The sequence below is a fragment of the Rathayibacter sp. PhB186 genome, assembly GCF_003751825.1.
Classification (GTDB): domain Bacteria; phylum Actinomycetota; class Actinomycetes; order Actinomycetales; family Microbacteriaceae; genus Rathayibacter; species Rathayibacter festucae.
The window spans coordinates 14,804-40,337 of sequence record NZ_RJKO01000004.1 but is presented as its reverse complement, the minus strand read 5'-3'; the positions used below and the strand labels follow the sequence as shown (position 1 = coordinate 40,337).

Below are 25,534 nucleotides of genomic sequence, written 5' to 3'. Positions count from 1 at the left end.
GGACTGCGCTCGGCTCGGCACTCTCAGGCGTGATCGGCCGAGGGCAGGGAGCGGTGGGTTCGTCTGACGTGCATCCTCCGGGTCAGGGAGGCGGTGACGGCCGGCGCGACGACCGACAGGATGAGCAGTGAACCGGTGATGATCACGAGGGTCACGTCGGGGATCCGCTGGAGCCGGAGGACGTAGTTCACGGTGGCGATGAGCAGGACGCCGCAGACGGCTCCGAGGATCGATCCGCGCCCGCCGAAGATGGAGACGCCTCCGAGCAGGACCGCCGCGATCACCGTCAGCTCGAGGCCTGATGCACTGTCGCTGCGGGCGCTGTAGTAGACGCCCCAGAAGACCCCGACGAGGCTGCAGGTGAGGCCGCTCGCGACGTAGAGCCAGAACTTCGAGAGCGGGACGCGGATGCCGACGAAGCTCGCCGCTTCCGCGCTGTAGCCGAGGGCGTACAGGCCGCGGCCGAAGGGCGTGATGTGCAGGATCGCCGCGAACACCAGAACGATGAGCAGGACCGGCAGGATCAGCACGGGGATGCCGGTGGCGCCGAGCTTCGAGTTGACGAATCCGACGAAACCCTCCGGATACTGACTGCTCGACACGGAGACGTCGCCGATCACGACGAGGGTGAATCCTCGGTAGAGCGCGAGCGTTCCGATCGTGACCGCCAGAGAGGGGAGCCCCACGAAGGCGATGAGAGCCCCGTTGACGGCTCCCGCCAGAAGACCGACAGCGATCGCGGCGAGCACGGCGGGGACGTAGTCGACTCCGGCCACCGTCAGGGATCCGATCGTCGTCGTGCTCAGTCCGACGATGCTCGCGACCGACAGATCGATCTCACCGGTGATGATGATGAGAGTCATCGGGAGGGCGATGAGCAGCGCCGGTACCGCATTGAGCAGCAGGTAGCCCGCTGTGATCGGAGAGGCGAAGCGTGGCTGCAGCAGTGCGGCGGCGATCAGCACGACCAGCAGGAGGGCGACGAGGAGGCCGTCGCGGCTCGCGAGGACGCGGAGCGGTCGAGCACGCCGACGGGCCGGGCCTGTGGTGACGGTGCGGAGGGATTCGGTGCGGGTCATTTCCGTGCCTCGCTGATTCGGTTGCGCCTGGCGGTGCGGAGAGCGGCGATCCGATCGACGATGATCGCCAGGAGGATGAGGGCGCCGACCACGGCCTGCTGCCAGAACTTGTCGATCTGCACGGCGGTCAGAGAGCTGGTGATCGTGGTCAGCAGGAGCGCGCCGATCGCTGCTCCTATGACGGTGCCGGAGCCACCGGAGATCGCGACCCCGCCGACGACCGCCGCCGCGACCACGTCGAGCTCGAGCCCGGAACCGGTGGTCGCGCCGACCGAGCTGAAGCGGGAGGCGTAGAGGACGCCGGCGAGCCCGGCCAGGGCGCCGTTGACGAGGAACGCGGTGAACACGCGGGTCCCGCTCCGGATGCCGAAGGCGGTCGCAGCATCGGGGTCGGAGCCGATCGCGTACAGATCGCGGCCCGGCCGAGTGCCGGCCAGGACGACGGCGAGCACGGCGATGACCAGCACGGCCACGATCGTGATGAGCGGGACACCGAGGAAGGTGTCGACGGAGAGGTCGCCGAACGCCTGCGGCCGATCGCCGGAGAAGTACTCGCGTCCACCGGCCCAGGCGTTGTTGACACCCCGGTAGATGTAGAGGGTTCCGAGGGTGATGACCAGGGCGGGCACCTTGACGCTCGTCACGAGGAGTCCGTTGATCCCGCCGAGCAGCGCCCCGATCGCGATCCCCGCGAGGAAGACCAGAGGGATGGGGATCCCCGGTGACGACGCGAAGAGGGTGCCGGTGAGGAAGCCGCTGATGCCGAGGATCGATCCGACGGACAGGTCGACGTTCCTGGTGATCAGGACGAGCGACTGCCCGGCGGCGAGGATCATCAGGATCGTCGCGTTGAGCATCAGATCCTTGACGCTCTGCGGGGCGAGGAAGCGGGGGTTCACGAGGGTCGTCGCGACGACGAGGACGATCAGTCCGGCAGCGACGGGGAGCTCGCGGAAGCGCAGCAGTCCGGCGGCGCGGGTCGTGAGGCGTGTGGGAGTGGTCGTCGTGGTCACAGGACGACCTCCGCTCCGGCGGTCGCGGCGTGCATGACGACCTCAGGGGTGGCATCGGCGCGCTCGAAGCGGCCGGAGACTCGGCCCTCGCGCATGACGATCACGCGATCGGCCATGCCGAGCACCTCCGGGAGCTCTGACGAGATCATCAGAATGGCGATGCCCCGGCCGGCGAGATCGCTCAGGAGGCGGTGAACCTCTGCCTTGGTGCCCACGTCGATACCGCGAGTGGGCTCGTCGACGATGAGAAGTGCCGGATCGGTGGCGAGCCACTTCGCCAGAACGACCTTCTGCTGGTTGCCGCCGGAGAGCGTCGACACCGCGATGTCCTGCGTCGCCGTCTTCACCTGGAGTCGCTCGTTCCACTGTGCAGCGAGTGCCCGCTCGCGCCGTCCGTCGATGATTCCGAAGCGGGCGACGCGATTGCGCAGCGTCAGGGCGGTGTTGCGGCCGACCGACAAGGCCATGACCAGACCCTGCTTCCGTCGGTCCTCGGGCACGAACCCGATCCCTGCGGCGATGGCCGCACGTGTGCTGTGCGGGGCGAGCGGTCGACCTGCGAGGGTGACCGATCCGGAGTCGTACTTGTCGATGCCGAAGACGGCTCGGGCGACCTCGGTGCGCCCCGCCCCCACGAGACCGGCCAGACCGACGATCTCGCCCGCCCGGACGGTCAGGGAGACATCCTGGAAGACCCCCTCCCGGGTGAGCGACTCGACCTCGAGGACGGGGGCGCCGATCGTCGCGACCTGCTTCGGGAAGAGCGAGTCGATGTCTCGTCCGACCATCTCCCGGACGATCGCCTGAACAGTCGTCTCAGCGGTCCGGTGCGTGCCGATGTACTGGCCGTCGCGCATGACGGTGATCCGGTCGCAGAGGGCGAAGACCTCGTCGAACCGATGGGAGATGAAGAGGATGCCGGTGCCCTGATCGCGCAGGGAGCGCGCAACCGCGAACAGCCGCTCGACCTCGACGCCGGACAGGGCTGCGGTCGGCTCGTCCATGACGAGGATCTGCGCCTTCAGCGAGATGGCCTTCGCGATCTCGATGATCTGCTGATCCGCGATCGACAGACCCTCGGCGAGGCGGTCCGGATCGATCGGGACGCCCAGGTCGCTGAAGAGGCGACGCGCATCACGGCGCATCTGCGATCGACTGATGAGCCCGAGCGGACCCCGGGGCTGACGTCCGACGAAGATGTTCTCGGCGACGGTGAGGTCGGGGAACAGCGTCGGCTCCTGGTAGATCACGGAGATCCCCGCGCGCTTGCTGTCCGCGACGTTCCGGAAGACCACGGGCACGCCGGCGACTCGGAAATCTCCGGAATCAGGAAGGTGCAGGCCGGCGAGGATCTTCACCAGGGTGGATTTGCCGGCGCCGTTCTCGCCGACGAGTGCGTGCACCTCGCCGGGGAGGATCTCGATCGTCCCGTCCTGAAGGGCGATCACCGGGCCGAAGCTCTTCGCCGCGTGCCTCAGCTCCAGGGCCGGTGTATCGACGGAACTCACCATCGGATCCCTCACTCTTCTTCGAGATGACTTCGATTTAATCGATTAAATCGGCTGGGTGAGACTGTAGGGGTCCGAAGTGCTCGCCGTCAAGACGAGCCCGCCCGACTGGGCCTCGACGCCGCTGCACGTCACCTCGCTGCTCGTGGTCTCGCCACGCCGCTCTCGTCGATGTCGACCGCACAGCCGTCTGCTCGGGCCCGGGCCGGATCGCTTTCCAACCGTCCTCTCCGATCGGGAAGGTCGACGGACCGCGGTAGTCGATCACGATGCAGTCCGGGTTGGACACCTCGAGAGCGGTCGTCCCGAGCGGGCATCGCGCCGAGCTCGTCCACGGTCAGGATCCGCTCGCTCGTTCGACATCATGACGATCGCGCCCGAGCCACGCACCGGACCGCCACCCTCTCCCTGAGAAATCAACGAGGAGACGCAGATCCATCGCGCACCTACCGTCGAGGGCGACCCTCCCCGACCCGACCCCGGAGCGCCATGACCCCCCTCGCCCCCGCCGCCCTCGCCGGCGGCACCGCCCCCGCGCATATCCGCCCGACCGTCACCGCGGAGGCGTCCGCATGAGGGTCACCGACACCAGCGACCTGTGGTGGCGCGCCGCCGTCTACTACAACCTCGACGTCAAGACCTTCATGGACTGGGACGACGACGGCGTCGGCGACCTCGAGGGTCTCGCGCACCGGATCGACTACCTGGCCGAGCTCGGCGTCGGCTGCCTCTGGCTCGCGCCGTTCTACCGCTCGCCCGGCAAGGACAACGGCTACGACATCAGCGACTTCTACGGCGTCGACGAGCGCTACGGCCACCACGGCGACGTCGTCGAGGTGATCCGCACTGCGCACGACCGCGGGATGCGCGTCATCGTCGACCTGGTCGTCAACCACACCAGCGACCAGCACCCGTGGTTCCAGGCGGCGCGCTCCTCCCCCGACAGCCCCTACCGCGACTACTACGTCTGGCGCGACGAGCCGCCGGCCGACCAGCCGGCGAACGTCTTCCCGGACGTCGAGGACGGCGTCTGGTTCTTCGACGAGGAGGCCGGGCAGTACTACCTGCACAACTTCTACCGGCACCAGCCCGACCTCAACACCGACAACCCGGCGGTGCGCGACGAGATCGCGAAGCTCGTCGGCTTCTGGCTGCAGCTCGGGGTCGACGGCTTCCGCGTCGACGCGGTGCCCTACCTGATCGAGCCGGGCGCCCGCGACGAGCACGAGTGGCTGCGCCTGCTGCGCCGCTTCATCAGCCGCCGCTCGGGCGAGGCGATGCTGCTCGGCGAGGTGAACACGACCCGCGACGAGCAGCTCGCCTTCTTCGGCGGCGAGGACGCCGACGAGCTGTCGATGCAGTTCGACTTCATCGGCAATCAGCGCCTCTACCTCGCGCTCGCGCGGGAGGACGCGACGCCGCTCGTCGAGGCGATCGCGAGCCGCCCGCCGATCTCGGTCGGCAGTCAGTGGGCGAACTTCGTCCGCAATCACGACGAGCTGACCCTCTCGCAGCTCACCGACGACGAGCGCGACGAGGTCTTCGCCGCGTTCGCGCCGGAGGAGTCGCAGCGGATCCACGGCCGCGGCATCGTGCGCCGCCTCCCGCCGATGCTCGACGGCGATCCGCGCCGTATCCGGATGGTCTACAGCCTGCTGTTCTCGCTGCCCGGCTCACCCGTCCTCTACTACGGCGAGGAGATCGGGATGGGCGAGAACGCCGACATCCCCGGCCGCAGCGGCGTCCGCACGCCGATGCAGTGGACCTCCGCCGCGAACGGCGGCTTCTCGCGCGCCGACGCCGACGACCTGATCGCCGCCCCGCCCGGCGGCGGCTTCGGCCCGGAGCACGTCAACGCCGCCGCCCAGCTCCGCGACCCCGGCTCGCTGCTCGCGCACATCAAGGGCCTCGCCTGGCTCTACCGCCGCTCCCCCGAGATCGGCTGGGGCGAGTACACCCACCTCCCGGCCGACCAGCCCTGCGTCTTCGCGCACCGGATGTCCGCGTCGACCGGCACGACCGTCGCCGTGCACAGCTTCGCCTCGAGCCCGCGCACCGTGAGGATCACGCTCCCCGACTCGGAGCCGGGCTCGCGCCTGGTCGACTCCCTCGGCGGCGAGTCGCAGCCGATCGGCGACGACGGCACGGTCACCGTCGGCATCGACGGCTACGGCGCCCGCTGGTTCCGCGTGGTGACGGCGGAGTCGCGCCGCCTGGTCTGATCCGGGAGCGCGACTGGTCCGATCCGGGAGCGCCGACAGGTCCGATCCGGGAGCAGCGGCAGGAGAGGTCAAGCCCCTTCTGAGCGCCGAAGGGCCCTGCCTACCGTCGAAGGGCGGGCGACGAGGTCCGCACCGACTGCTCCCGGAAAGGTACGACCGCATGTTCTTCCACCGTCAAGAGCTCCAGTTCACGTCCTCCCCCTCCAAGCCCGACGCCGTCTTCGCCCGCCGGTTCCAGGAGGTGCTCGGCGGCCAGTACGGCGAGATCACCGTCGCCATGCAGTACGGCTTCCAGGCCTGGAACGCCCACGAGCCCGGCAAGTACCGCGACCTGCTCTACGGCATCGGCGCCGAGGAGTTCGGCCACGTCGAGATGATCGCGATCATGATCGCCCAGCTGCTCGAGAAGGCTCCCGTCGAGCAGTCCGAGGACGCCATCAAGAAGGACCCGGTTCTCGGCGCGGTCATCGGCGGCACCGACATCCAGGCCGCGATCGTCGCCGGCGCGGGCGTCCGCCCCGTCGACAGCAACGGCAACCCCTGGCAGGGCTCGTACATCACGGCGAGCGGCAACCTGCTGGCCGACTTCACCGCCAACGCGAACGCCGAGATGCAGGGCCGCCTGCAGGTCGCGCGGCTCTACCACATGACCGACGACCACGGCGTGCGGGACCTGCTCTCGTTCCTCCTGGCCCGCGACACGATGCACCAGAACCAGTGGATCGCGGCCGCCGCCGAGCTGCGCGCGGAGGGCGCGGAGGACCTGCCGGTGCCCTCGAACTTCCCGCTCTCGAAGGAGGAGCGCTCGGTGTCGTACGAGTACATCAACTTCTCGGACGGCGCCGCGGCCGCCGAGGGCAGCTGGGCCTCCGGCCCCACGCCCGACGGCAAGGGCGAGTTCAGCTACCGCACGGCGAGCCCCGACGACGGCGTGCCGATGCCGCCGCCCACCCAGCCGGACGAGCGCTTCTACGGCACCTCGCCGAAGCCGAACATCGTCGAGAAGGCCGTCGGCGCCGTGAAGGACGCGGTGACCGGCAAGTAGCAGTCGAGGCCGTGGACGCCGGGAGGCGAAACGATTCGCGTCGTTTCGCCTCCCGGCCCTGGTCCGACGAGTGGGGATGCACCTAGGCTGACTGCGAATCGTTTCGCCTCACGACCCCGAGGAGTGGCATGGACGCCGCCGTCACCGCCGCCGACCCCCGCACCGCCGCTCCGCCGGCGCACCGCACCCTCGCGAGCGGTCGCCGCATCCCCTCGATCGGCGCCGGCACCTTCGGCTCCGACCGCTACGACGCCGAGACGGTCGGCCTCGCCGTCGAGCACTCGCTCCGGGCCGGCTTCCGGCTGCTCGACTGCGCCACGGTCTACGGCAACGAGCCACGCGTCGGGCGAGCGATCGCCGACTCCGGCGTGCCGCGCGAGGAGCTCTTCGTGATGTCGAAGATCTGGAACGACGCGCACGAGCCGGACGCCGCGGTCGCCTCGGTCGAGCGCTCGCTCGAGGACCTCGGCCTCGACGTGCTCGACGCCGTCTTCGTGCACTGGCCGTTCCCCAACCACCACCCGCCGCACGCCGAGACCGACGCCCGCGACCCGGAGGCGCGCCCCTACGAGCACGCCGCGTTCCTGCGCACCTGGGCGGCGCTCGAGTCGCTCGTCGACCGCGGGCTGGTCCGGCACCTCGGCACCTCGAACGTCACGATCGCGAAGCTCGAGCGGATCCTCGCCGACGTCCGCATCGCGCCCGCGCTCAACGAGATGGAGCTGCACCCCTGCTTCCAGCAGCCGGAGCTGTTCCGCTACTGCCTCGATCACGGCATCCAGCCGATCGGCTACTCGCCGCTGGGCTCGCCGTCCCGCCCCGAGCGCGACCGCGTCGACGGCGACCTCGTCGACATCGAGCACCCCGCCGTGCAGGCGATCGCCCGCGAGCGCGGCGTGCACCCGGTCGTCGTCTGCCTCGCCTGGGCCGTCAACCGCGGCCAGATCCCGATCCCGTTCGCGGTGAAGCCCGAGCAGATCGAGGCCAATCTCGCCGCCGCGTCGCTCGCCCTCACCGCCGCCGAGCAGGAGTCCCTGCGCGGCGCCGAGCGCAACAACCGGCTGATCAAGGGCCAGGTCTTCCTCTGGCCGGGCAGCACCGACTGGCTCGACCTCTGGGACGCCGACGGCACGATCCCCGGCTGGGACGGCTACGGCTCGCCCGCGCTCTGAGATGGCGACGTACAAGGACCTGCAGCGGCTGACCGGGCTGTCGCTCTCGACGATCTCGAAGCACTACAACGGCCTGCCGGTGCGCCCCGAGAACGCCGTCGCGATCGAGGCGGCGGCCGAGCGGCTCGACTTCCGCGTCAACGGCTTCGCGCGCGGGCTGCGCTCGCGGCGCTCCCGCACGGTGGGCGTGCTGCTGCCGGCGCTGGACAACGAGTTCCACCTGTCGATCATCGCCGGGCTCGAGCGGGCCCTGCGCGGCGACGGCATCGGCGTGCTGATCGGCGTCAGCCTGCCCGAGCCGGGCGCCGCCGTCGGGCTGCTGCTCGAGAAGATGGTCGACGGGATCGTCGCCGTCCCGACCCGGGGCGACGTCGACGCGCTCCGCAGCGCCTCCGAGCAGGGCACTCCCGTGGTGACGGTGGACTGGGTCGACGACGAGCTCGAGACCGACCGCGTGGTGCTCGACAACCGCGCGGCCGGCGCCTCCGCCGCCCGGCACCTCGCCGACCACGGCCACCGCGCGATCGCGGTGCTCGGCGGCGATCCGGACGTCTCGACCACCCGGGAGCGCACCGCGGGCGTCCTCGACGAGCTCGCCTCCCGCGGCCTCGGGCCGGCCGAGGTCGAGCTCGGCCCGCTGAGCGTCGAGAGCGGCATCGCCTCGATGGAGCGGATCCTCGCCCGCCGCGACCGGCCGACCGCCGTCTTCGCCAGCAACCGCGAGCTGACCGTCGGCGCGCTGACCGCGCTCGGCGACTCCGGCCTGCGCCTGCCCGCCGACCTCTCGATCGTCGGCTTCGACACCGTCGAGCTCGCGCGGGTCGTCCGACCGCGGCTGACGATCGTCGAGCAGCCGACCGACGCCATCGCCGCCGAGGCCGCCGCGCTGATCGAGCGCCGGCTCGACGGCAGCCCCGAGCCGTTCGAGACGCGCACCCTTCCCGGCCGGCTGATCGCCGGCGCCTCCGTCGCCCACGTCCACCACTGACATCCACCCCCCCTCACCGAGGAGCACCATGCTGACCACGACCCTCCTGCACCCCGAGATCCTGCACGCGCTCGCCCGCGCCGGCCACGGCTCCCGGATCCTGATCGCCGACGGCAACTACCCGGTCGGCACCACGCTCGGGAAGAACTCCGCGCTCGTGCACCTCAATCTGCGCCCGGACATGCTCACCGTCGACGAGATCCTCGAGGCGCTGCTGACCGCGATCGTCGTCGAGGAGGCGACCGTGATGACGCCCGCGCCCGGCCTCGACGTGCCCGCGCAGGACGCCTTCCGCGCCACCCTCGACGGCGTCCCCTTCACTTCGGTCGAACGCCACGCCTTCTACGCCGAGGCCCGCACCGACGACGTCGCCCTCACCATCGCCAGCGGCGACCGCCGCATCTACGCGAACCTGATCCTGACGATCGGCGTCCGCCCGGCCGACGCCTGACCGAGCCGCCTTCCGCCACCCACTCTCCACAAGTTGCGGTACTCGCCGCCGAGTACCGCAACTTCTGGAGGACTGGAGCCGACGGAAGGCGCGCGGCCGCCTCCCTCCAGAACTTGTCTTAGTCGGCACGCCAGTACGACAACTTCTGGACAGCGGACGCACCCCGCCCGACGCCCGCCCGCCCACTTCCCAGAAGTTGCGGTAGTCGGGCGCGACTACCGCAACTTCTGAGGAGTGAGGGTGGGCGGGGGCGCGCCGCCGCCTGAGAGGGCGCGAGGCGTTCTCCGAGCGGGCGTCCGTACTCTGAGCACCGTGGATCTGGACACCCTCCTCAACATCGGCCTCGTCGTGCTGTTCGTGCTCATCGGCGGGGTGTTCGCGGGCACCGAGATGGCGATCGTCAGCCTCCGCGAGAGCCAGGTGCGCGCGATCGAGGCGGGCAGCGAGCGCGGCCGGCGCATCGCCGAGCTGGTGCGGAACCCGAACACCTTCCTCTCGGCCGTGCAGATCGGCGTGACGCTCGCCGGCTTCTTCTCCTCGGCGTACGGCGCCTCGACGATCGCGCCGGATCTCGTGCCGCCGCTCGAGTCGCTCGGTCTCTCGAACGGCGCAGCCTCGACGGTCGCGCTGATCCTGATGACCCTCGTCATCGCCTACCTCTCGCTCGTGCTCGGCGAGCTGGTGCCCAAGCGCCTCGCCATGCAGAAGTCGGTCGCCTTCACGAAGGTGCTCGCCCCGCCGCTCAACATGCTCGCGCGTCTCATGCGCCCGATCATCTGGCTGCTGTCGGTCTCCACCGATGCGGTGGTCCGCCTCCTCGGTGCCGACCCGCGCGAGAAGGGCGAGAGCGTCTCGGCGGACGAGGTGCGCGACATGATCTCGAGCAACACCGAGATCGCCGAGGACAGCCGGCAGCTTCTCGCCGACGTCTTCCGCGCGGACGACCGGCGCGTCGCCGAGGTGATGCGCCCGCGGCCGGACGTCGACTTCCTCCGCGGCGATCTGCCTGTCGCCGAGGGCTACGCGGAGGTGCTCGGCCGGCCGCACTCGCGCTATCCGGTGGTCGGCGAGAACCGCGACGACGTCCTGGGCTTCGTGCACGTCCGCGACCTGATGGCCGCGTTCCCGGAGGCGGGCCGCGACGGCACCGCGAGCAGCGTCGCCGACATCACCCGGCCGATCCTGGCGGTCCCCGGCACGACGAAGGTGCTCGCGGCCCTGCGCACCATGCGGCAGGACGGCCACCAGATCGCCGTCGTCATCGACGAGTACGGCGGGACCGACGGCATCATCACCCTCGAGGACCTGCTGGAGGAGCTCGTCGGCGAGATCTACGACGAGTACGACGGCGCGCGCCAGGACGTCGACGCGAAGGCCGCCGAGCAGCTGCAGGACCTCGACGGCGGCATGATCCTCGAGGACCTGGAGGAGCTGCTCGGCATCGAGCTGCCCGAGGGGCCCTACGAGACGGTCGGCGGCTACGTGCTCGACCGCATCGGCCGGGTCGCCGTCGTGGGCGACACCCTCGTCGTCGGCGACCACGTGCTCCGGGTCGCCGAGACCGACCGCTACCGGATCTCGCGGGTCACCCTGACGCCGCAGCCCGCGTCGGACCCGGCCGCGCCGGTCGACGCCGACTGACCGCGGGTCCGAAGGTCCGGCCCCGGTCCGTCGCTGCCCCGCCCCGAAGCGACCCCCGGCCCCGTCAGGGCAGCGGGGCCTCGACCCAGCGCGGCGCCGGCAGCCCGGTCGCACCCGGCCGCGCGAGCCACAGTCCGCCCGCGAGCGGGTACCGCGTCCGCTCGTCCGCCGACAGGTCGCGCGAGGCCGACGACACGACGGCGACGTCGAGCGCCTCGCCCGCGAAGGCGATGCTGGAGGAGTGCGGCGCGTCGATCGCGATGCCCTCGGCCTCGAGGCGGCGGCCCTCGAAGTCGTAGACGCGCACGCCGCTCCCGCCCCAGACCGAGCACCACAGCCGGCCCTCGGAGTCGACGGTCATGCCGTCGAGGAAGACGCCCTCCTCCGGCTCGAGGAAGGTCTCGCGCGGGCCGTTCACCCCGTCGAGGTACGGGCGCCGGTAGACGACGCCCGACTCGGTGTCGACCGAGTACATCACCGCGCCGTCGGGCGACCAGCCGAGGCCGTTCGAGAGCCGCAGGTCGTGGTCGAGGACGGTGACCGCTCCGTCGTGCTCGAGGCGCAGCAGCACGTCGTCACCGACGGACTCGCCCAGCGTCAGCGAGCCGACGACGAGCCGGCCCTGCGGGTCGATGGAGCCGTCGTTGAAGCGGTGCCCCTCGGGCAGCAGCTCGGAGCCGCGGGTCAGCGAGCCGTCGACCTCCAGGATCGCGAGGCGGCGGGTGAGCGCGACGAGCACGCGCCCATCGCCGAGCGGCAGCGCGCAGCCGACCTGCTCGCCGACGTCCGTGCGGGTGATCGCCCCGAGCCCGTCCGCGGTGAGCGGCGCCGACAGCACCGCGCCCGCCTCGATGTCCACCCAGGTCAGCCGGCCGGTCTCCCCGTCCCAGACGGGCCCCTCGCTCAGGACGTAGGCGGGCGTTCCGGCGGGTGTCGCATCGATCATCCCCCCACGCTACCCACCCCCTCGGCGCCCCGCCCCTCCCCCTCCGCGAGATGCCACTTGTGCACGCGACACGCCGAGAAAGGCGTGCACAAGTGGCATCTCGCGGAAGCGGGCAGGCGCGCACGTCGCCGGATACACCCGGCAGGCGCGCCGTGGCCAGGGGTGCATAGCCCGGCGATGCTCGGGTCTATCGTCGTCTCGCCGCGTCCGGGACCGCGCGCATCAGCAGCGCAGCCGGGGCGACAGGAAGGCGCGAGCCATGTCCACCGACACCGAAGAGCGCGGCCCCGTCCGGAGCCTCGTCCCCGCCCGCATCGACCGGCTGCCGTGGACGCGGTTCCACTGGTCCATCGTCGTCGGCCTCGGCTTCTCCTGGGTGCTGGACGGCCTCGAGATCCAGATCGTCGCGAGCGCCGGCTTCGCGAAGGAGTTCGACCTCTCGGCCGCGCAGGTCGGCGTGCTCGGCACGGTCTACCTGGTCGGCCAGATCGTCGGCGCGCTGATCTTCGGGCGGCTGAGCGACCGGCTCGGGAGGCGCAAGCTCTTCATCCTGACGCTGGTGATCTACCTGGTCGCGAGCGGCCTCGCGGGCCTCGCGCCCAACTACCTCTTCCTCGCCGTCTTCCGCTTCTTCGCGGGGATGGGCATCGGCGGCGAGTACGCGGCGATCAACTCCGCCATCGACGAGCTGATCCCCTCGAAGTACCGCGGCCGGGTCGACATCGCGATCAACGGCACCTACTGGGGCGGCGCGGCGCTCGGCTCCGCGGCGAACCTCTTCTTCCTCAACGACCAGCTCTTCGCCGAGAACGTCGGCTGGCGCCTCGGCTTCTTCCTCGGGCCGATCCTCGGGCTCGCGATCATCTACCTCCGCCGGCACATCCCCGAGAGCCCGCGCTGGCTGATGACCCACGGCCGCGAGGAGGAGGCGGAGCGCACCGTCGACGAGATCGAACGCCGCGTCGAGTCGGAGGGCGGTGTCCTCGAGCCGGTCGACGACTCGCAGGCGATCACGGTGAAGGCGACCGAGAGCATCCCGTTCAGCACTATCGCGCGGGTGCTGATCAAGCAGTACCCGAAGCGGACGCTGGTCGGCGCGACGATGATGATCACCCAGTCGTTCCTCTACAACGCGATCTTCTTCACCTACGCGCTGGTGCTGGAGAACTTCTACGGGGTGGAGCAGAACGCCGTCTCGTACTTCTTCTTCCCGTTCGCGATCGGCAACCTCGTCGGTCCGCTGGTGCTCGGCCACCTGTTCGACGTCTGGGGCCGGCGGAAGATGATCTTCCTCACCTACGGCGTCTCCGGGGCGGTGCTCGCGCTCTCGGCGCTGCTGTTCAGCATGGACGTGCTGACCGCGACGACCCAGACGATCCTCTGGTGCGTCTCGTTCTTCTTCGCCTCCGCCGGCGCCTCGAGCGCCTACCTCACGGTCAGCGAGATCTTCCCGCTGGAGCTGCGCAGCCAGGCGATCTCGTACTTCTTCACCCTCGGCCAGATCGCCGGCGCCGTCGCGCCCACCCTCTACGGCGTGCTGATCGGCGACGGCAGCGACCGCGGCCCGCTCACCGTCGGCTACTTCGTCGGCGCGGCGGTGATGATCGTCGGCGGCGTCGTCGCCCTGATCTTCGGCGTCGACGCCGAGCGCCGCAGCCTCGAGAGCATCACCGAGCCCCTCTCCACGGTCCGCGACTGACCCGCCCCTCCCTCCCGCGAGATGCCACTTGTGCACGCGACACGCCGTGGAAGGCGTGCACAAGTGGCATCTCGCGGCGGGGAGGGAGGCGAGGCGCGTACGCTGAGGGGACACCCCCGGACGCTTCGGCTACCGGGCGCGGGGCCCCTTCTCCGGAAGGGGCCTCAGCTCTTTCCGCCCCACGCAGCGGGGCGACGGAGGACGCCGCGGTCGTCGTGGAGCACATCCGGAAACCGGCTCCGCTCGAGCACACCGCGGCGGATCTTGCGGATGTGCGCGGGCGCCACCGCGAGCAGCGAGGCCGACGGTCTGTCGGTCGGCGAGATCAGGCCGATCTCCTTGCCCGCCTCGTCGCGCACCATCCGGAAGGCCTCGGTGAAGTCCGAGTCGTTCGACAGTAGGAAGAACGTCTCCGCCTCGCCCCGGAAGGCGTCGACGAGCATGTGGGCGGCCAGGTTGACGTCGGACCCCTTCTCCTCCGTCCTGCGCACTCCGACCGTCACGAGCCGGCCGCCGTCGTCGAGCCGCGCAGGATGCACGGGCATGGTCCGACGATCTATGCGGAACATCCCTTCGTGGACGGTGATCCGCGGAGAGGTCCGCAGAGCGCGCACGTATGCCTGCTGTCGAGCCGGCGCCTGCGGATCGGTCCCGAGCGTCGCCCGGATCATGGCGGTGAAGTACCGGACCCGGACCACGTCGAAGGTCGGCAGAAGGAGATCGCACAGGCGTGCGAGATCGAGCCACTTGAGCGTCGGCTCAGACTCCAGGACCCTCCGGTAGAGGTTGAACCCGTCGACGTAGACGGAGGCCGTCGGTCGCGCTTCGTCCGTCGCGACGCCGGGCGAACGGAAGACGATCATCGCGGGAGGCCACCCACCCCTCCACGCTCCCCGTCGACTCCCCGTCGCCGAACGTCGGGTGCGCTCAGTCCCCTCCCTCCCGCGAGATGCCACTTGTGCACGCGACACGCCGTGGAAAGCGTGCACAAGTGGCATCTCGCGAAGGGGGGCAGGCCGGGGCGCCGGGTCAGCCGACGTGGACGCCCGGGCGGCGCTCGCGGCGGGGCTCGGCGCGGCGCAGGACCTCGCGGGTGACGGGGGCGACCTCGCCGGTGCCGGTGATCAGGAAGCGGAACATGTTGGAGAGCGGGCCGCCCTCGGTCCACTCGAAGTAGACGTCCGGGACGACGCCGGTCAGGGCTCGGATCTCGAGAAGCACGGTGGCGATCGTGTTCGGGATGTTGCCGCTCGTCACCGTGAGCACGCGGAAGCCGTGGCAGACGCGCCCCTGCACCACGAGGTCCTCCTCGAAGTCGGACGAGTCGGTGGTGTGCACCTCGAGGAAGAGGACCGGGCCGCGCATCGGCAGGTTGCTGTCGCGCTGCTCCTCGGCCAGCTTGTCGCGGTACTCGCGCTCGGAGCCGTCGTCGGGCTCGTTCGCGAGGACGCGGATCACGCCGTAGTCGTCGGCGTCGGTGCTGAGGAAGTCGAGAGCCTGCGCGTCGAAGGTCACCGAGGTCGCCCGCAGCTGGAACGAGCGCTGCACCCGCGAGATCAGCGACACCACGAGGATCCCGAGGATGAACAGGCTCGCGATCCGCACGCCGTCCGGCCGCTCGACCACGTTCACGACCGTCGTGTACACGAAGACGAGCGCGATCACCGCGAAGCCGACAGCGCGCTTGCGCTGCTTCTTGCGCTTGGCCGAGAGGAACACGGCGACGGAGGCGGACGTGATCAGCACCAGCACCCCGGTCGCGTAGGCGCCGCCCTGGGCGTCGACGTCGGCCCGGAAGAGGATCGTGATCAGGAACGCGACGGCCGTGAAGACCAGCACCAGCGGGCGCACCGCCGCGGCCCACTGCGGCGCCATCCCGTAGCGCGGGAGGTAGCGCGGCACGATGTTGAGCAGCCCGGCCATCGCCGAGGCGCCCGCGAACCAGAGGATGCAGATCGTGCTGACGTCGTAGGCGGTGCCGAAGGCGTCGCCGAGGTACTCGTGCGCGAGGTAGGCGAGGGCGCGGCCGTTGGCCTGCCCGCCCGGCTGGAACTCGGCCTGCGGGATCAGCAGCGTCGTCACGAAGCTCGAGGTGATCAGGAACGCCGACATCGTCACGGCGGCGGTGATCAGCAGCCGCTTCGCCCCTCGGATCCGGCCGACCGGGGCCGCGTCGGTGTCACTCGCGTCGCCGCGGATCTGCGGCATCACCGCCACGCCGGTCTCGAAGCCGGACAGCCCGAGCGCCAGCTTCGGGAACACGATCAGCGCGATGCCGACCATGATCAGCGGATTCCCGTGCTGCGTCGTCAGCGCCGACCACCAGTTCCCGATCACCACCGGGTTCTCGGCGACGTGCGCGATCGCGACGACGATGACGACCGCGTTCAGCGCGAGGAACACCGCGACCAGCACGACCGCGATCGAGATCGCCTCCTTGAAGCCGCGGAGGAAGACGATCCCGAGCAGCGCGACCAGCCCCAGCGTCAGCGGCACCTCCGCGCCGTGGAACCAGGCCGGCGCGAACGGGTTCTCGACCGCGTGCGCGGTGGCGTCGGCCGCCGAGAGGGTGATCGTGATCATGAAGTCCGTCGCCGCGAAGCCGAGCAGCACCAGCACGAAGAGCTTGCCGCCCCACCAGGGCAGCAGCCGCTCCAGCATCGCGATCGAGCCCTCGCCGCGGAAGCTCTCGCGGGCGACGCGGCGGTAGACCGGCAGCGCGCCGAACAGGGTCAGCAGCACCAGGACGATGGTCGCCAGCGGCGAGACCAGGCCGGCCGCGAGTGCGGCGATCGCGGGCTGGTATCCGAGCGTGGAGAAGTAGTCGACGCCGGTCAGGCACATCACGCGCCACCAGGAGTGCGTCTTCTCGGTGGTGGAGTGCGGCCCGGGGTGCGCGCCGGAGTCGCTCCGCAGCCCCTCGAGCAGCCAGGCCTTCACTCCGCCGCGGCGCCCGGAGGAGGGCGCTGAGGAGAGGGGCGAGGGTTCGAGGGCGTCGGCGTCGCCGCGGACGAGAGAGGAGGTCACTGGACGTGTCTACTCGGCGGAGGCGGCTCCGGAGCCGAGAACGCCCGGATCCATACGGTTCCCTAACGGGCAGTTCGCGGGCGGGCGGCCCGCCGGAAGCGGGTCACCGCCGCGACGCGTGCACAAATAAGGCTGGAGGCCCGGATCGGCCCGAGAAACGAGCGATCGCGGCCATCCAGCCTTAGTTGTACATGGGGTGGGAGGACTACTCCTCCACGACGATCGTCGTGATGACCGGGTTGCGACGGTGACGGCGGGTCAGCCAGCGGCCGAGGGTGCGCGTGATCAGCTTCTCGATCGCGTCGCGGTCGGTCGGCTGGCCGGCGGCCTGGAGCACCGCGTCGTCGATCGCCTTGCTGGCGTTCTCCTTCCAGCTCGGCTCCTCCACGAAGCCGCGGGTGAAGAACTCGACCGGCTCGCCGAGCGTGCCGCGGTCCAGGTCGACGATGGCGAGCACCGTGATGGTGCCCTCCTCGGCGAGGACGCGGCGGTCGATCATCGCGTCCTCGGTCGCGACGCCGATCGTGGTGCCGTCGACGAAGACGAGGTCGGCCGGGATGCGGCCGCTCATCCGCGAGCGCCCCTTGACGAGGTCGATCGAGACGCCGTCCTCGACGACGAAGACATTCTTCTCGTCGATGCCGGTGCGCGTCGCGATCGCGGCGTTCGCCGTGAGGTGGCGCCACTCGCCGTGCACGGGCAGGACCGCGGTCGGGCGGAGGATGTTGTAGCAGTAGGCGAGCTCGCCGGCGCTGGCGTGGCCCGAGACGTGCACCTTGGCGTTGCCCTTGTGCACGACCGTCGCGCCCCAGCGGGTGAAGGCGTTGATGATCCGGTAGATCGCGTTCTCGTTGCCGGGGATCAGCGAGCTGGCGAGCAGCACGGTGTCGCCGGGGCCGATGTCGATGATGTGGTCCTTGTTGGCCATCCGCGAGAGCGCCGCCATCGGCTCGCCCTGCGAACCGGTGCAGATCATCACGATCTGGGTCGCGGGCAGCTTCTCGAGCACCTTCATGTCGACGACGAGGCCGGCCGGGATCTTGAGGTAGCCGAGCTCGGCGGCGATGCCCATGTTGCGGACCATCGAGCGGCCGACGAAGGCGACCTTGCGGCCGTGCTTCTGCGCGGCGTCGAGAACCTGCTGGATGCGGTGCACGTGGCTGGCGAAGCTCGAGACGACGATGCGCCGCGGGGCGGTGCGGAAGACCTGGTCGATCGCGGGGGCGAGGTCGCCCTCGGAGATCGCGAAGCCGGGGACGTCGGCGTTGGTGGAGTCGACCAGGAAGAGGTCGACGCCCTCGTCGCCGAGGCGCGCGAAGCCGGGGAGGTCGGTGGTGCGCCCGTCGAGCGGGAACTGGTCCATCTTGAAGTCGCCCGTGTGCAGCACGAGGCCGGCCTCGGTGCGGATGGCGACCGCGAGGCCGTCGGGGATGGAGTGGTTGACCGCGAGGAACTCGAGGTCGAAGACGCCGGCGTCGATCCGGTCGCCCTCCTTCACCGGGCGGGTGCGCGGGGTGATGCGGTGCTCGGTGAGCTTCGCGGTGATCAGCGCGAGGGTGAAGGTCGACGCGATGATCGGGATGTCGCCGCGCTCCTTGAGGAGGTACGGCACGCCGCCGATGTGGTCCTCGTGGCCGTGGGTGAGCACGATCGCCTCGATGTCCTTCAGGCGCGATCGGATCGCGGCGAAGTCGGGCAGGATCACGTCGATGCCGGGCTGGTTCTCCTCGGGGAAGAGCACGCCGCAGTCGACGATGAGCAGCTTGCCCTTGTGCTCGAAGACGGTCATGTTGCGACCGATCTCGCCCAGGCCGCCGAGCGGGGTGATGCGCATGCCGCCCTTCTCCAGCGGCTTGGGGGCGGGGAGCTCGAGGTGGTGGCGCGCGGGCTTGGCGGTTCTGGCGTTTCGCATGGGTGCTTTCCGATGGGGGACGTGGCGTCGTGCTGGTGCGCGCGGCCCCCGCTTCGTGCGGAGCGCCTCGGCGCAGGTGGTCTGTGTGGTCGCAGCCGCCGGGTGGTTCCGGTGCTCTGCACGGCCTCGTCCGCGGCCACCCGGGTCGTGCTCCGCGCCGCATCGTGCGGCACCGGGAGCGGTGCGGGTGGGGGCGCGGGTCGCGGTGAGGAGGTGGATCCGGAGTGTGCGGATCGCTGCAGAGACCGCGGCGGCCGCGTCCAGCATGACAGCATCCGCCGCGAGTTGCCCGCACTGCGCCGGATCCGACGCCCGGGCACAGAAACGCGAGATGCCACTTGTGTACGCGACACGCCGTGGAAAGCGTGCACAAGTGGCATCTCGCGGGAGGGAGGCGGGGGGTCAGCGCAGGGAGTCGAGCACGGCCTCCAGCTCGTCGACGGCGGAGTCGATCTCGGCGGCGGTGACGACGAGGGGCGGGGCGAGCCGGATCGTCGAGCCGTGGGTGTCCTTCGCCAGGACGCCGCGGGCCATCAGGGCCTCGCAGACGGCGCGGCCGGAGGCGAGGGCGGGGTCGATGTCGATGCCGGCCCAGAGTCCGGCGCCGCGGACGGCGACCACGCCGCGCCCGATCAGCGCGGTGAGGCGGGCGTGCAGCTGGGCGCCGCGCTCGCGGGCCAGCGCCTGGTACTCCCCGGTGGCGAGCAGCTCGACGACCGCGAGGCCGACGGCGGCGGCGAGCGGGTTGCCGCCGAAGGTCGAGCCGTGCTGGCCGGGCTGGAGCACGCCGAGCACGTCGGCGTTCGCGACGACGGCCGACACCGGCACGATGCCGCCGCCGAGCGCCTTGCCCAGCAGGTAGACGTCCGGGACGACGTCGACGAGGTCGCAGGCGAAGGTCGCGCCGGTGCGGCCGAGGCCGGACTGGATCTCGTCGGCGATGAAGAGGACGTTGTGCCGCGCGGTGATCTCGCGGACGGCGGGGAGGTAGTCGGCCGGCGGGACGACGATGCCCGCCTCGCCCTGGATCGGCTCGATCAGCACGGCGACGGTGTCCCCGTCGATCGCGGCCTCGAGGGCCGCCGCGTCGCCGAACGGCACCGTCCGGAAGCCGGGCGTGAACGGGGCGAAGCCGTCGCGCGCCTCCGCGTCGTCGCTGAACGAGATGATCGTCGTGGTGCGGCCGTGGAAGTTGCCGGCCGCGACGATGATGTTCGCGCGGCCGGGCGCGACGCCCTTCACCCGGTAGCCCCAGGCGCGGGCGACCTTGATGCCGGACTCGACGGCCTCCGCGCCCGTGTTCATCGGGAGGACCATGTCCTTGCCGGCGAGCGCGGCGAGCGCCGTCACGAACGGGCCGAGCTTGTCGTTGTGGAAGGCGCGGCTGGTGAGGGTGACCCGGGAGAGCTGCGCGCGTGCGGCGTCCAGCAGCACCGGGTGCGAGTGGCCGAAGTTGACGGCGGAGTACGCGGCGAGGCAGTCGAGGTAGCGGCGCCCCTCCACGTCGGTGATCCACGCGCCCTCGCCGGTCGCGGCGACGACGGGCAGCGGGTGGTAGTTGTGCGCGGCGTGCGCCTCCTCCGCGGCGATCAGCTCGGCGGAACGGTCGGTCTCGGTGATGCTCATGTCGTACCTCCTGAGGACGATCGACTCCTCAGAAGTTGTCGTACTCGAGTGCCGAGTACGACGACTTCTGCGGAGTGGGTGAGGGAGAAGAGGAGCGGCTCAGCGCCGCAGCTCGAGGGTGCAGCACTTCACGCCGCCGCCGCCGAGCAGCAGCTCGGACAGGTCGACGCCGATCGGGTGGTAGCCGCGCTCGCGCAGCTGGCGCTCGAAGCCGGCCGCGCGCGAGGCGATGACGACGTTGAGGCCGTCGGAGAAGGAGTTGAGCCCGAGCACGGACGCGTCCTCCTCCGAGACGAGGATCGCGTCGGGGTAGAGCTCGCGGAGGACGCGGTTGCCCTCCTCGCTGAACGCGCTCGGCAGGTAGGCGATGTTCGTGTCGTCGAGCACGGCGATCGCGGTGTCGAGGTGGTAGAACGACGGGTTCACCAGCTCGAGGGTGACGACCTCGCGGCCGAAGATCCGGGCGACCTCGGCGTGCGAGTCGGAGGCGGAGCGGAAGCCGGTGCCGGCGAGGATCCGCTCGCCGACGAGGAGGAAGTCGCCCTCGCCCTCGTTGACCTCCTCGGGCACGCGCACGTCGAAGCCGGCGCCGCGGAACCAGTCCATGTACGCGGGGCCCTCGGGCTGGCGCTCGGGGTAGGTGAAGGAGGCGCCGTAGGCGATGCCGTCGATCACGAACCCGCCGTTCGCGGCGTAGACCATGTCGGGCAGGCCGGCCTCGGGCTCGATCAGCTGCACGTCGAAGCCGAGCTCGACGTAGGTGTCGTACAGCGTCTGCCACTGGCGCACGGCGAGGGCGGTGTCGGTGGGGACCTGCGGGTCCATCCAGGGGTTGATCCGGTAGACGACGGTGAAGTGCTCGGGGCGGCACATCAGGATCGCCTTTGCTACGGGGGTACGTGCGACGGGGGTGCGGGTCGGGGCGGTGGCGAGCACGGCGGTATCGGTCATTCGAGTCCTCCTGCGAAAGGATGCGGATGAGCGGACCGGGTCCAGTGGCTCCGTCCCCGCGGGGCGGGTGGAGCACGCTCGCAGCCAGTCTCGCACGCGCGGATCCTGCGAATTCCGCTAAGAGACGCACGAAATCGCTCACTATCACGGTCTCGCGCGCAGGATCGCGGCGACGGGGGTCGGGACGCTCCGGAGGGGTGGATCGACGATCCGTGGCAGCGGAGGCGGCACCGCGGTAGAACGGGAGTCCCGACGAGAGGCGCTTCCGTGATCGATCGCGACGGCCTGGCGACGTTCCTCCGACTCCGCCGCGAGGCGCTGCAGCCCGAGGACGTGGGCCTCACCCGCGGCCCGCGCCGCCGCACCGCGGGCCTGCGGCGGGAGGAGGCCGCCACCCTCTGCCACATGTCGACCGACTACTACGCCAGGCTCGAGCGCGGCACCGGTCCGCAGCCGTCGGAGCAGATGATCGCCGCGATCGCGCAGGGACTGCACCTCTCCCTCCGCGAGCGCGACCACGTCTTCCGGCTGGCCGGCCACCGCCCGCCGGCGCGGGGCAGTGCCGGCGAGCACATCGGGCCGGGTCTGCTGCGCATCCTGGACCGGCTGCAGGACACCCCAGCCGAGATCATCACCGAGCTCGGCGAGACGCTCCGGCAGACCCGGCTCGGCGCGGCACTGCTGGGCGACGCGTCGCTCCGCACCGGGCTCGAGCGCAGCCTCGGCTACCGCTGGTTCACCGACCCCGCGGCGCGCGAGGCGTATCCGGAGGAGGACCGGGCGCAGCTCTCGCGCGTGTTCGTCGCGGGGCTGCGCGAGGTCGCGACCCTGCGCGGGCCCAACTCGAGGGCGGCCGAGCTCGTCGACGTCGTCGCGGAGCGGAGCGAGGAGTTCCGGTCGCTGTGGGCCGAGCACCAGGTCGGGCTGCGACCGCCGGCGACCAAGCGCTTCCTGCATCCGTCGGTCGGGCTGCTGGAGCTGGAGTGCCAGACGCTGCTGGATCCGGAGCAGTCGCACCGGCTCCTCGTCTACACGGCGGTGCCGGGGAGCGAGAGCGCGGGGAAGCTGGAGCTGCTCGCGGTGGTGGGCGCGCCGGTCTGAGCGGCGAGCGGCGGGCGGCGGGCGTGGGACCGCAGCCGTGGACCGCGCATCGGTGGATCGGCGGGCCCTGCCTCCGCTCGCCGGATCGGCCGAGCATGGGATCACACCCACCAGCGACCGCCCACCGGCACCGAGGAGCCCCCATGACCCGCAGCATCCCGATCCCCGATCTGTCCGGACGGCTCGCCGTCGTCACCGGCGCGAGCGACGGCATCGGCCGCGTGATCGCCACCCGGCTCGCCGCGGCCGGCGCCGAGCTGATCCTGCCCGTGCGCTCGGCCGCCAAGGGCGAGGCCGCCGCGGAGGGGATCCGCCGGGCGATCCCCGGAGCCGCGGTGAGCACGCGCCCGCTCGACCTCTCCTCCCTCCGCTCGGTCGCCGCGCTCGCCGAGGACCTGCTGGCCGCGGGCCGCCCGATCGACCTGCTCGTGAACAACGCCGGAGTGATGCAGCCGCCCCAGCGGCAGCTCACCGAGGACGGCTTCGAGCTGCAGTTCGGCACGAACCACCTCGGGCACTTCGCGCTGACGCTCGGCCTTCTGCCGCTGCTCGCGCACGCCCGCGTCGTGCACCAGACGAGCATCGCGGCGCGCAGCGGATCGATCGCCTGGGACGACCTCGACGGCGCCCGCGACTACGACGCGATGCGGGCCTACGTGCAGTCGAAGATCGCGGTCGGCCTCTTCGCCCTCGAGCTCGACAGGCGGAGTGCCGCGGCCGGCCGGGGGCCGACGAGCACCCTCGCGCACCCCGGGATCTCGCCGACGAACCTCCTGGCGGCGCAGCCCAGCCTCGGCCGCGCGCAGCAGGTGCGGGGCCGCGGCCTGATCGTGCTGCTCGCGCGCCTGGGCGTCGCCGGGACCGTCGAGAGCGCGGCGCAGCCCGCCCTGCTCGCGGCGACCGCGCCCGACGGCGGCGGCTTCTTCGGCCCGACCCGCCTGATCGGCGGACCCGCCGCCCGCCGCGAGCCCTGGGCGCCGCTGCGCAGCGCCGACGACGCCCGCCGCCTCTGGGACGTCTCGGAGCAGCTGACGGGCGTCCGCTCCCCGGCCTGAGCGCGTGTATTTCTTGGGAAGAGGCGCCCGCAGACATGCTGGTCGAGTAGCCCCGCAGGGGCGTATCGAGACCCACCGTCCTCAGCAGGGCGGGCCTGCAGACCCGGCTTCTGACGACGGTGGATCTCGATACGCCCGCTGTGCGGGCTACTCGATCAGCACAGATGCGGCCCACCGCGACGGCGGGGTCGCCCGCCGCCAACCCCCCGCCGATCCGCGACGGGCCCCCGGATGGGGGTCTGCGGGGCGGCGCCGCGAGAGTTCTCGAGGCACCCTGGCAGCTAGCATTCAGGCACCGTGTCCGCCCGCGGTCCGCCGCGGATCCTCTCGAAAGATCTGCCGTGACTCCTCGCCGCCGTCGGCCGCTCGCTCCTCTCACCGCACTCGGCGTCTCCGCCGTGCTGCTCACCGGCCTCGCCGCCGGTCCGGCGCAGGCGCAGGAGGACGCCCCACTCGGCACCGTGACGCAGACCGCGACCACCGACGCCTTCGATCGCGCGCTGTCGAACGCCAAGACCCAGCGCGACGCCGTCGCCGCCGACCCGGCCGCCGAGATCGTCCTCTCCGGCACCATCGCGCTGAAGGACACCGACGCCGCGCACCCCGCTCCGACCGGCGCCGCCTACCGCCTCCGCGTCGAGAACGGCGCGGGCACCGAGATCCGCACGATCGCCACCGAGGCCGCCTTCTCCCTCACCCTCCCGGGCGGCGAGGCCTACTACCTCCTCGCCTCGGTCGACGGCGACGACAGCTGGTACCCGACCTGGTTCGGCGACACCCCGATCGACGTCGAGGCGGACGGCGTCGGCGAGTCCCGCACCGACCTCACGATCAGCCTCCCGCGCGCGACCGCCGCCTCCGGCACCGTCACCGCCGGCGCCGCGTCCGGCGTCTCGACCACCTCGTTCGTCGTGCAGCCCTACTGGTACGAGCGCGAGACCAAGGCCTACTACCCGTTCGCCGAGGTCCGCACCTCCGGCATCCCGGGCACGGCCGACGCCTGGACCACCGCGCAGAAGGCGCTCCCCGCCGGCGAGTGGGTCTTCCGCCTCGCCGAGCCCGGCTACCCGTCCTACGACGACCAGTACTTCTCGAACCTGCCCCGCCTCACCGGCGCGGCGATCGTCCCCGTCCCCGCCGCCGGCCGCACCGGCGTCGACTTCGCCCCGACCGCGTACCAGTCCGAGGTCGGGCGCCTGCAGGGCGACGACCGCATCGCGACCGCCATCGCCGTGACCCGCTCCTACTTCGGCGACGACCTCCCCGTCCTCTACATCGCGAGCGGCGAGAAGTGGGCGGACGCGCTCAGCGCCGGCCCGGCGGCCGCGACGCAGGACGGCGCCCTCCTCCTGACCAACCGGGACGACGTCCCCGACATCCTCGCCGCCGAGATCACGCGCCTCTCGCCGAAGAGGATCGTCGTCGTCGGAGACGCGCTCTCGGTCAGCGACGCCGTCTACGACCGGCTCGCCACCTTCGCCCCGACCTCCCGCGTCGCCGGCTCGGACCGCTACGACACCTCGCGGAAGATCGTCGAGGGCGCCTTCCCCACGGCCGGCTTCGGCACCGTCTTCCTCGCCACGGGCGGCAACTTCCCCGACGCCCTGTCCGTCGCGCCGATCGCCGGCCGCACCGACCAGCCGGTGCTGCTCGTCGACGGAGCGCAGCCCGGCCTCGACGCGCCGACCCGTGCCGCGATCGACCGCCTCGACGCCGGCCGCGGCCAGCTCATCGGCGGCACCGGCACGATCTCCAGCGGCATCGAGTCCGAGCTCCGGGCCTCGGGCCTCACCGGCTCCGTGAACCGCATCGCGGGCAAGGACCGCCACGACACCAGCCGCCTGCTCAACGCGGCCTACCCGCCCTCGCCGCTCGTCGACACCGCCTTCCTCGCGTCGGCGACCGGCTTCGCCGACGCCCTCGCGGCCGGTCCCGCCGCCGCCTCGATCGGCGCCCCGCTCTACCTGAGCGAGCCGAACTGCGTCCCCGTCGAGACCCGCAAGGCGATGCAGGGCCAGGACCTCGACCGGATCTTCCTGCTCGGCAGCGTGCGCACGCTCACCGCGGACGTGGCGTCGCTCCGCGGCTGCTGACCCGG

The 25,534-nt window shown here is 71.4% G+C and carries 19 protein-coding genes; 10 read left to right on the top strand and 9 right to left on the bottom strand.

The window, feature by feature from the left end; genetic code table 11:
• Nucleotides 1-23: 23 nt before the first annotated feature.
• Genes EDF45_RS12005 through EDF45_RS11995 form a run of 3 tightly spaced genes read right to left on the bottom strand, consistent with a single transcriptional unit; the run spans nt 24 to nt 3,603 of the window.
• Nucleotides 24-1,079, bottom strand: coding sequence for an ABC transporter permease (locus EDF45_RS12005; RefSeq protein WP_123736526.1), 1,056 nt, complete (start codon nt 1,077-1,079; stop codon nt 24-26).
• Complete coding sequence (locus EDF45_RS12000; RefSeq protein ID WP_123736527.1) at nt 1,076-2,092, bottom strand: ABC transporter permease; 1,017 nt, start codon at nt 2,090-2,092, stop codon at nt 1,076-1,078. Before EDF45_RS12000 ends, EDF45_RS12005 begins: the two co-directional genes overlap by 4 nt.
• Complete coding sequence (locus tag EDF45_RS11995; RefSeq protein ID WP_123736528.1) at nt 2,089-3,603, bottom strand: sugar ABC transporter ATP-binding protein; 1,515 nt, start codon at nt 3,601-3,603, stop codon at nt 2,089-2,091. The genes EDF45_RS12000 and EDF45_RS11995 overlap by 4 nt, the downstream gene beginning before the upstream one ends.
• Nucleotides 3,604-4,172: 569 nt before the next feature.
• Here EDF45_RS11995 and EDF45_RS11990 point away from each other — a divergent pair.
• The 6 genes from EDF45_RS11990 (at nt 4,173) to EDF45_RS11965 (ending at nt 11,119) form a co-directional block, all read left to right on the top strand.
• A complete protein-coding gene (locus EDF45_RS11990; RefSeq protein ID WP_123736529.1) occupies nt 4,173-5,822 on the top strand; it encodes an alpha-amylase family protein in 1,650 nt (549 codons plus the stop codon).
• A 160-nt stretch (nt 5,823-5,982) separates the two neighbouring features.
• A complete protein-coding gene (locus tag EDF45_RS11985; protein ID WP_123736530.1) occupies nt 5,983-6,867 on the top strand; it encodes a manganese catalase family protein in 885 nt (294 codons plus the stop codon).
• A 128-nt stretch (nt 6,868-6,995) separates the two neighbouring features.
• On the top strand, nt 6,996-8,039 hold the full coding sequence (locus EDF45_RS11980) for an aldo/keto reductase (RefSeq protein WP_123736531.1): 1,044 nt from the start codon (nt 6,996-6,998) through the stop codon (nt 8,037-8,039).
• A gap of 1 nt (nt 8,040) precedes the next feature.
• Nucleotides 8,041-9,027, top strand: a complete 987-nt coding sequence (locus EDF45_RS11975) for a LacI family DNA-binding transcriptional regulator (protein ID WP_123736532.1) — start codon at nt 8,041-8,043, stop codon at nt 9,025-9,027.
• Between the two features lie 28 nt (nt 9,028-9,055).
• Entirely contained in the window at nt 9,056-9,478 is a 423-nt protein-coding gene (locus EDF45_RS11970) for an RbsD/FucU family protein (protein ID WP_123736533.1), read from the top strand.
• Nucleotides 9,479-9,790: 312 nt separating this feature from the next.
• Nucleotides 9,791-11,119 carry a hemolysin family protein gene (locus EDF45_RS11965; RefSeq protein ID WP_123736534.1) on the top strand — a complete coding sequence of 443 codons (1,329 nt, stop codon included), beginning with the start codon at nt 9,791-9,793 and terminating at the stop codon, nt 11,117-11,119.
• Between the two features lie 64 nt (nt 11,120-11,183).
• Here EDF45_RS11965 and EDF45_RS11960 read toward each other — a convergent pair whose 3' ends face one another.
• Nucleotides 11,184-12,065, bottom strand: a complete 882-nt coding sequence (locus tag EDF45_RS11960; RefSeq protein ID WP_123736535.1) for an SMP-30/gluconolactonase/LRE family protein — start codon at nt 12,063-12,065, stop codon at nt 11,184-11,186.
• Nucleotides 12,066-12,324: 259 nt separating this feature from the next.
• Here EDF45_RS11960 and EDF45_RS11955 point away from each other — a divergent pair, with 259 nt between their 5' ends.
• The gene (locus EDF45_RS11955; RefSeq protein ID WP_123736536.1) at nt 12,325-13,764 is read left to right on the top strand and encodes an MFS transporter; all 1,440 of its coding nucleotides are present in this window, start codon (nt 12,325-12,327) and stop codon (nt 13,762-13,764) included.
• A gap of 164 nt (nt 13,765-13,928) precedes the next feature.
• Here EDF45_RS11955 and EDF45_RS11950 read toward each other — a convergent pair whose 3' ends face one another.
• The 5 genes from EDF45_RS11950 to ddaH all read right to left on the bottom strand — a co-directional run bounded on the left by EDF45_RS11950 (nt 13,929) and on the right by ddaH (nt 21,280).
• Entirely contained in the window at nt 13,929-14,720 is a 792-nt protein-coding gene (locus EDF45_RS11950; protein ID WP_185020160.1) for an NYN domain-containing protein, read from the bottom strand.
• A 73-nt stretch (nt 14,721-14,793) separates the two neighbouring features.
• Complete coding sequence (locus EDF45_RS11945) at nt 14,794-16,608, bottom strand: amino acid transporter (protein ID WP_243600768.1); 1,815 nt, start codon at nt 16,606-16,608, stop codon at nt 14,794-14,796.
• A 388-nt stretch (nt 16,609-16,996) separates the two neighbouring features.
• Nucleotides 16,997-18,625 carry a ribonuclease J gene (locus EDF45_RS11940; protein ID WP_207901707.1) on the bottom strand — a complete coding sequence of 543 codons (1,629 nt, stop codon included), beginning with the start codon at nt 18,623-18,625 and terminating at the stop codon, nt 16,997-16,999.
• A 480-nt stretch (nt 18,626-19,105) separates the two neighbouring features.
• Nucleotides 19,106-20,329 carry an ornithine--oxo-acid transaminase gene (gene rocD, locus EDF45_RS11935; RefSeq protein WP_123736538.1) on the bottom strand — a complete coding sequence of 408 codons (1,224 nt, stop codon included), beginning with the start codon at nt 20,327-20,329 and terminating at the stop codon, nt 19,106-19,108.
• Between the two features lie 99 nt (nt 20,330-20,428).
• Nucleotides 20,429-21,280 carry a dimethylargininase gene (ddaH, locus tag EDF45_RS11930; RefSeq protein WP_123736539.1) on the bottom strand — a complete coding sequence of 284 codons (852 nt, stop codon included), beginning with the start codon at nt 21,278-21,280 and terminating at the stop codon, nt 20,429-20,431.
• A 267-nt stretch (nt 21,281-21,547) separates the two neighbouring features.
• Here ddaH and EDF45_RS11925 point away from each other — a divergent pair, with 267 nt between their 5' ends.
• The 3 genes from EDF45_RS11925 (at nt 21,548) to EDF45_RS11915 (ending at nt 25,529) form a co-directional block, all read left to right on the top strand.
• The gene (locus tag EDF45_RS11925; protein ID WP_123736540.1) at nt 21,548-22,381 is read left to right on the top strand and encodes a helix-turn-helix transcriptional regulator; all 834 of its coding nucleotides are present in this window, start codon (nt 21,548-21,550) and stop codon (nt 22,379-22,381) included.
• Between the two features lie 143 nt (nt 22,382-22,524).
• Nucleotides 22,525-23,436, top strand: coding sequence for an SDR family oxidoreductase (locus tag EDF45_RS11920; RefSeq protein WP_123736541.1), 912 nt, complete (start codon nt 22,525-22,527; stop codon nt 23,434-23,436).
• A gap of 341 nt (nt 23,437-23,777) precedes the next feature.
• Nucleotides 23,778-25,529 carry a cell wall-binding repeat-containing protein gene (locus EDF45_RS11915; protein WP_123736542.1) on the top strand — a complete coding sequence of 584 codons (1,752 nt, stop codon included), beginning with the start codon at nt 23,778-23,780 and terminating at the stop codon, nt 25,527-25,529.
• Nucleotides 25,530-25,534: the final 5 nt, after the last annotated feature.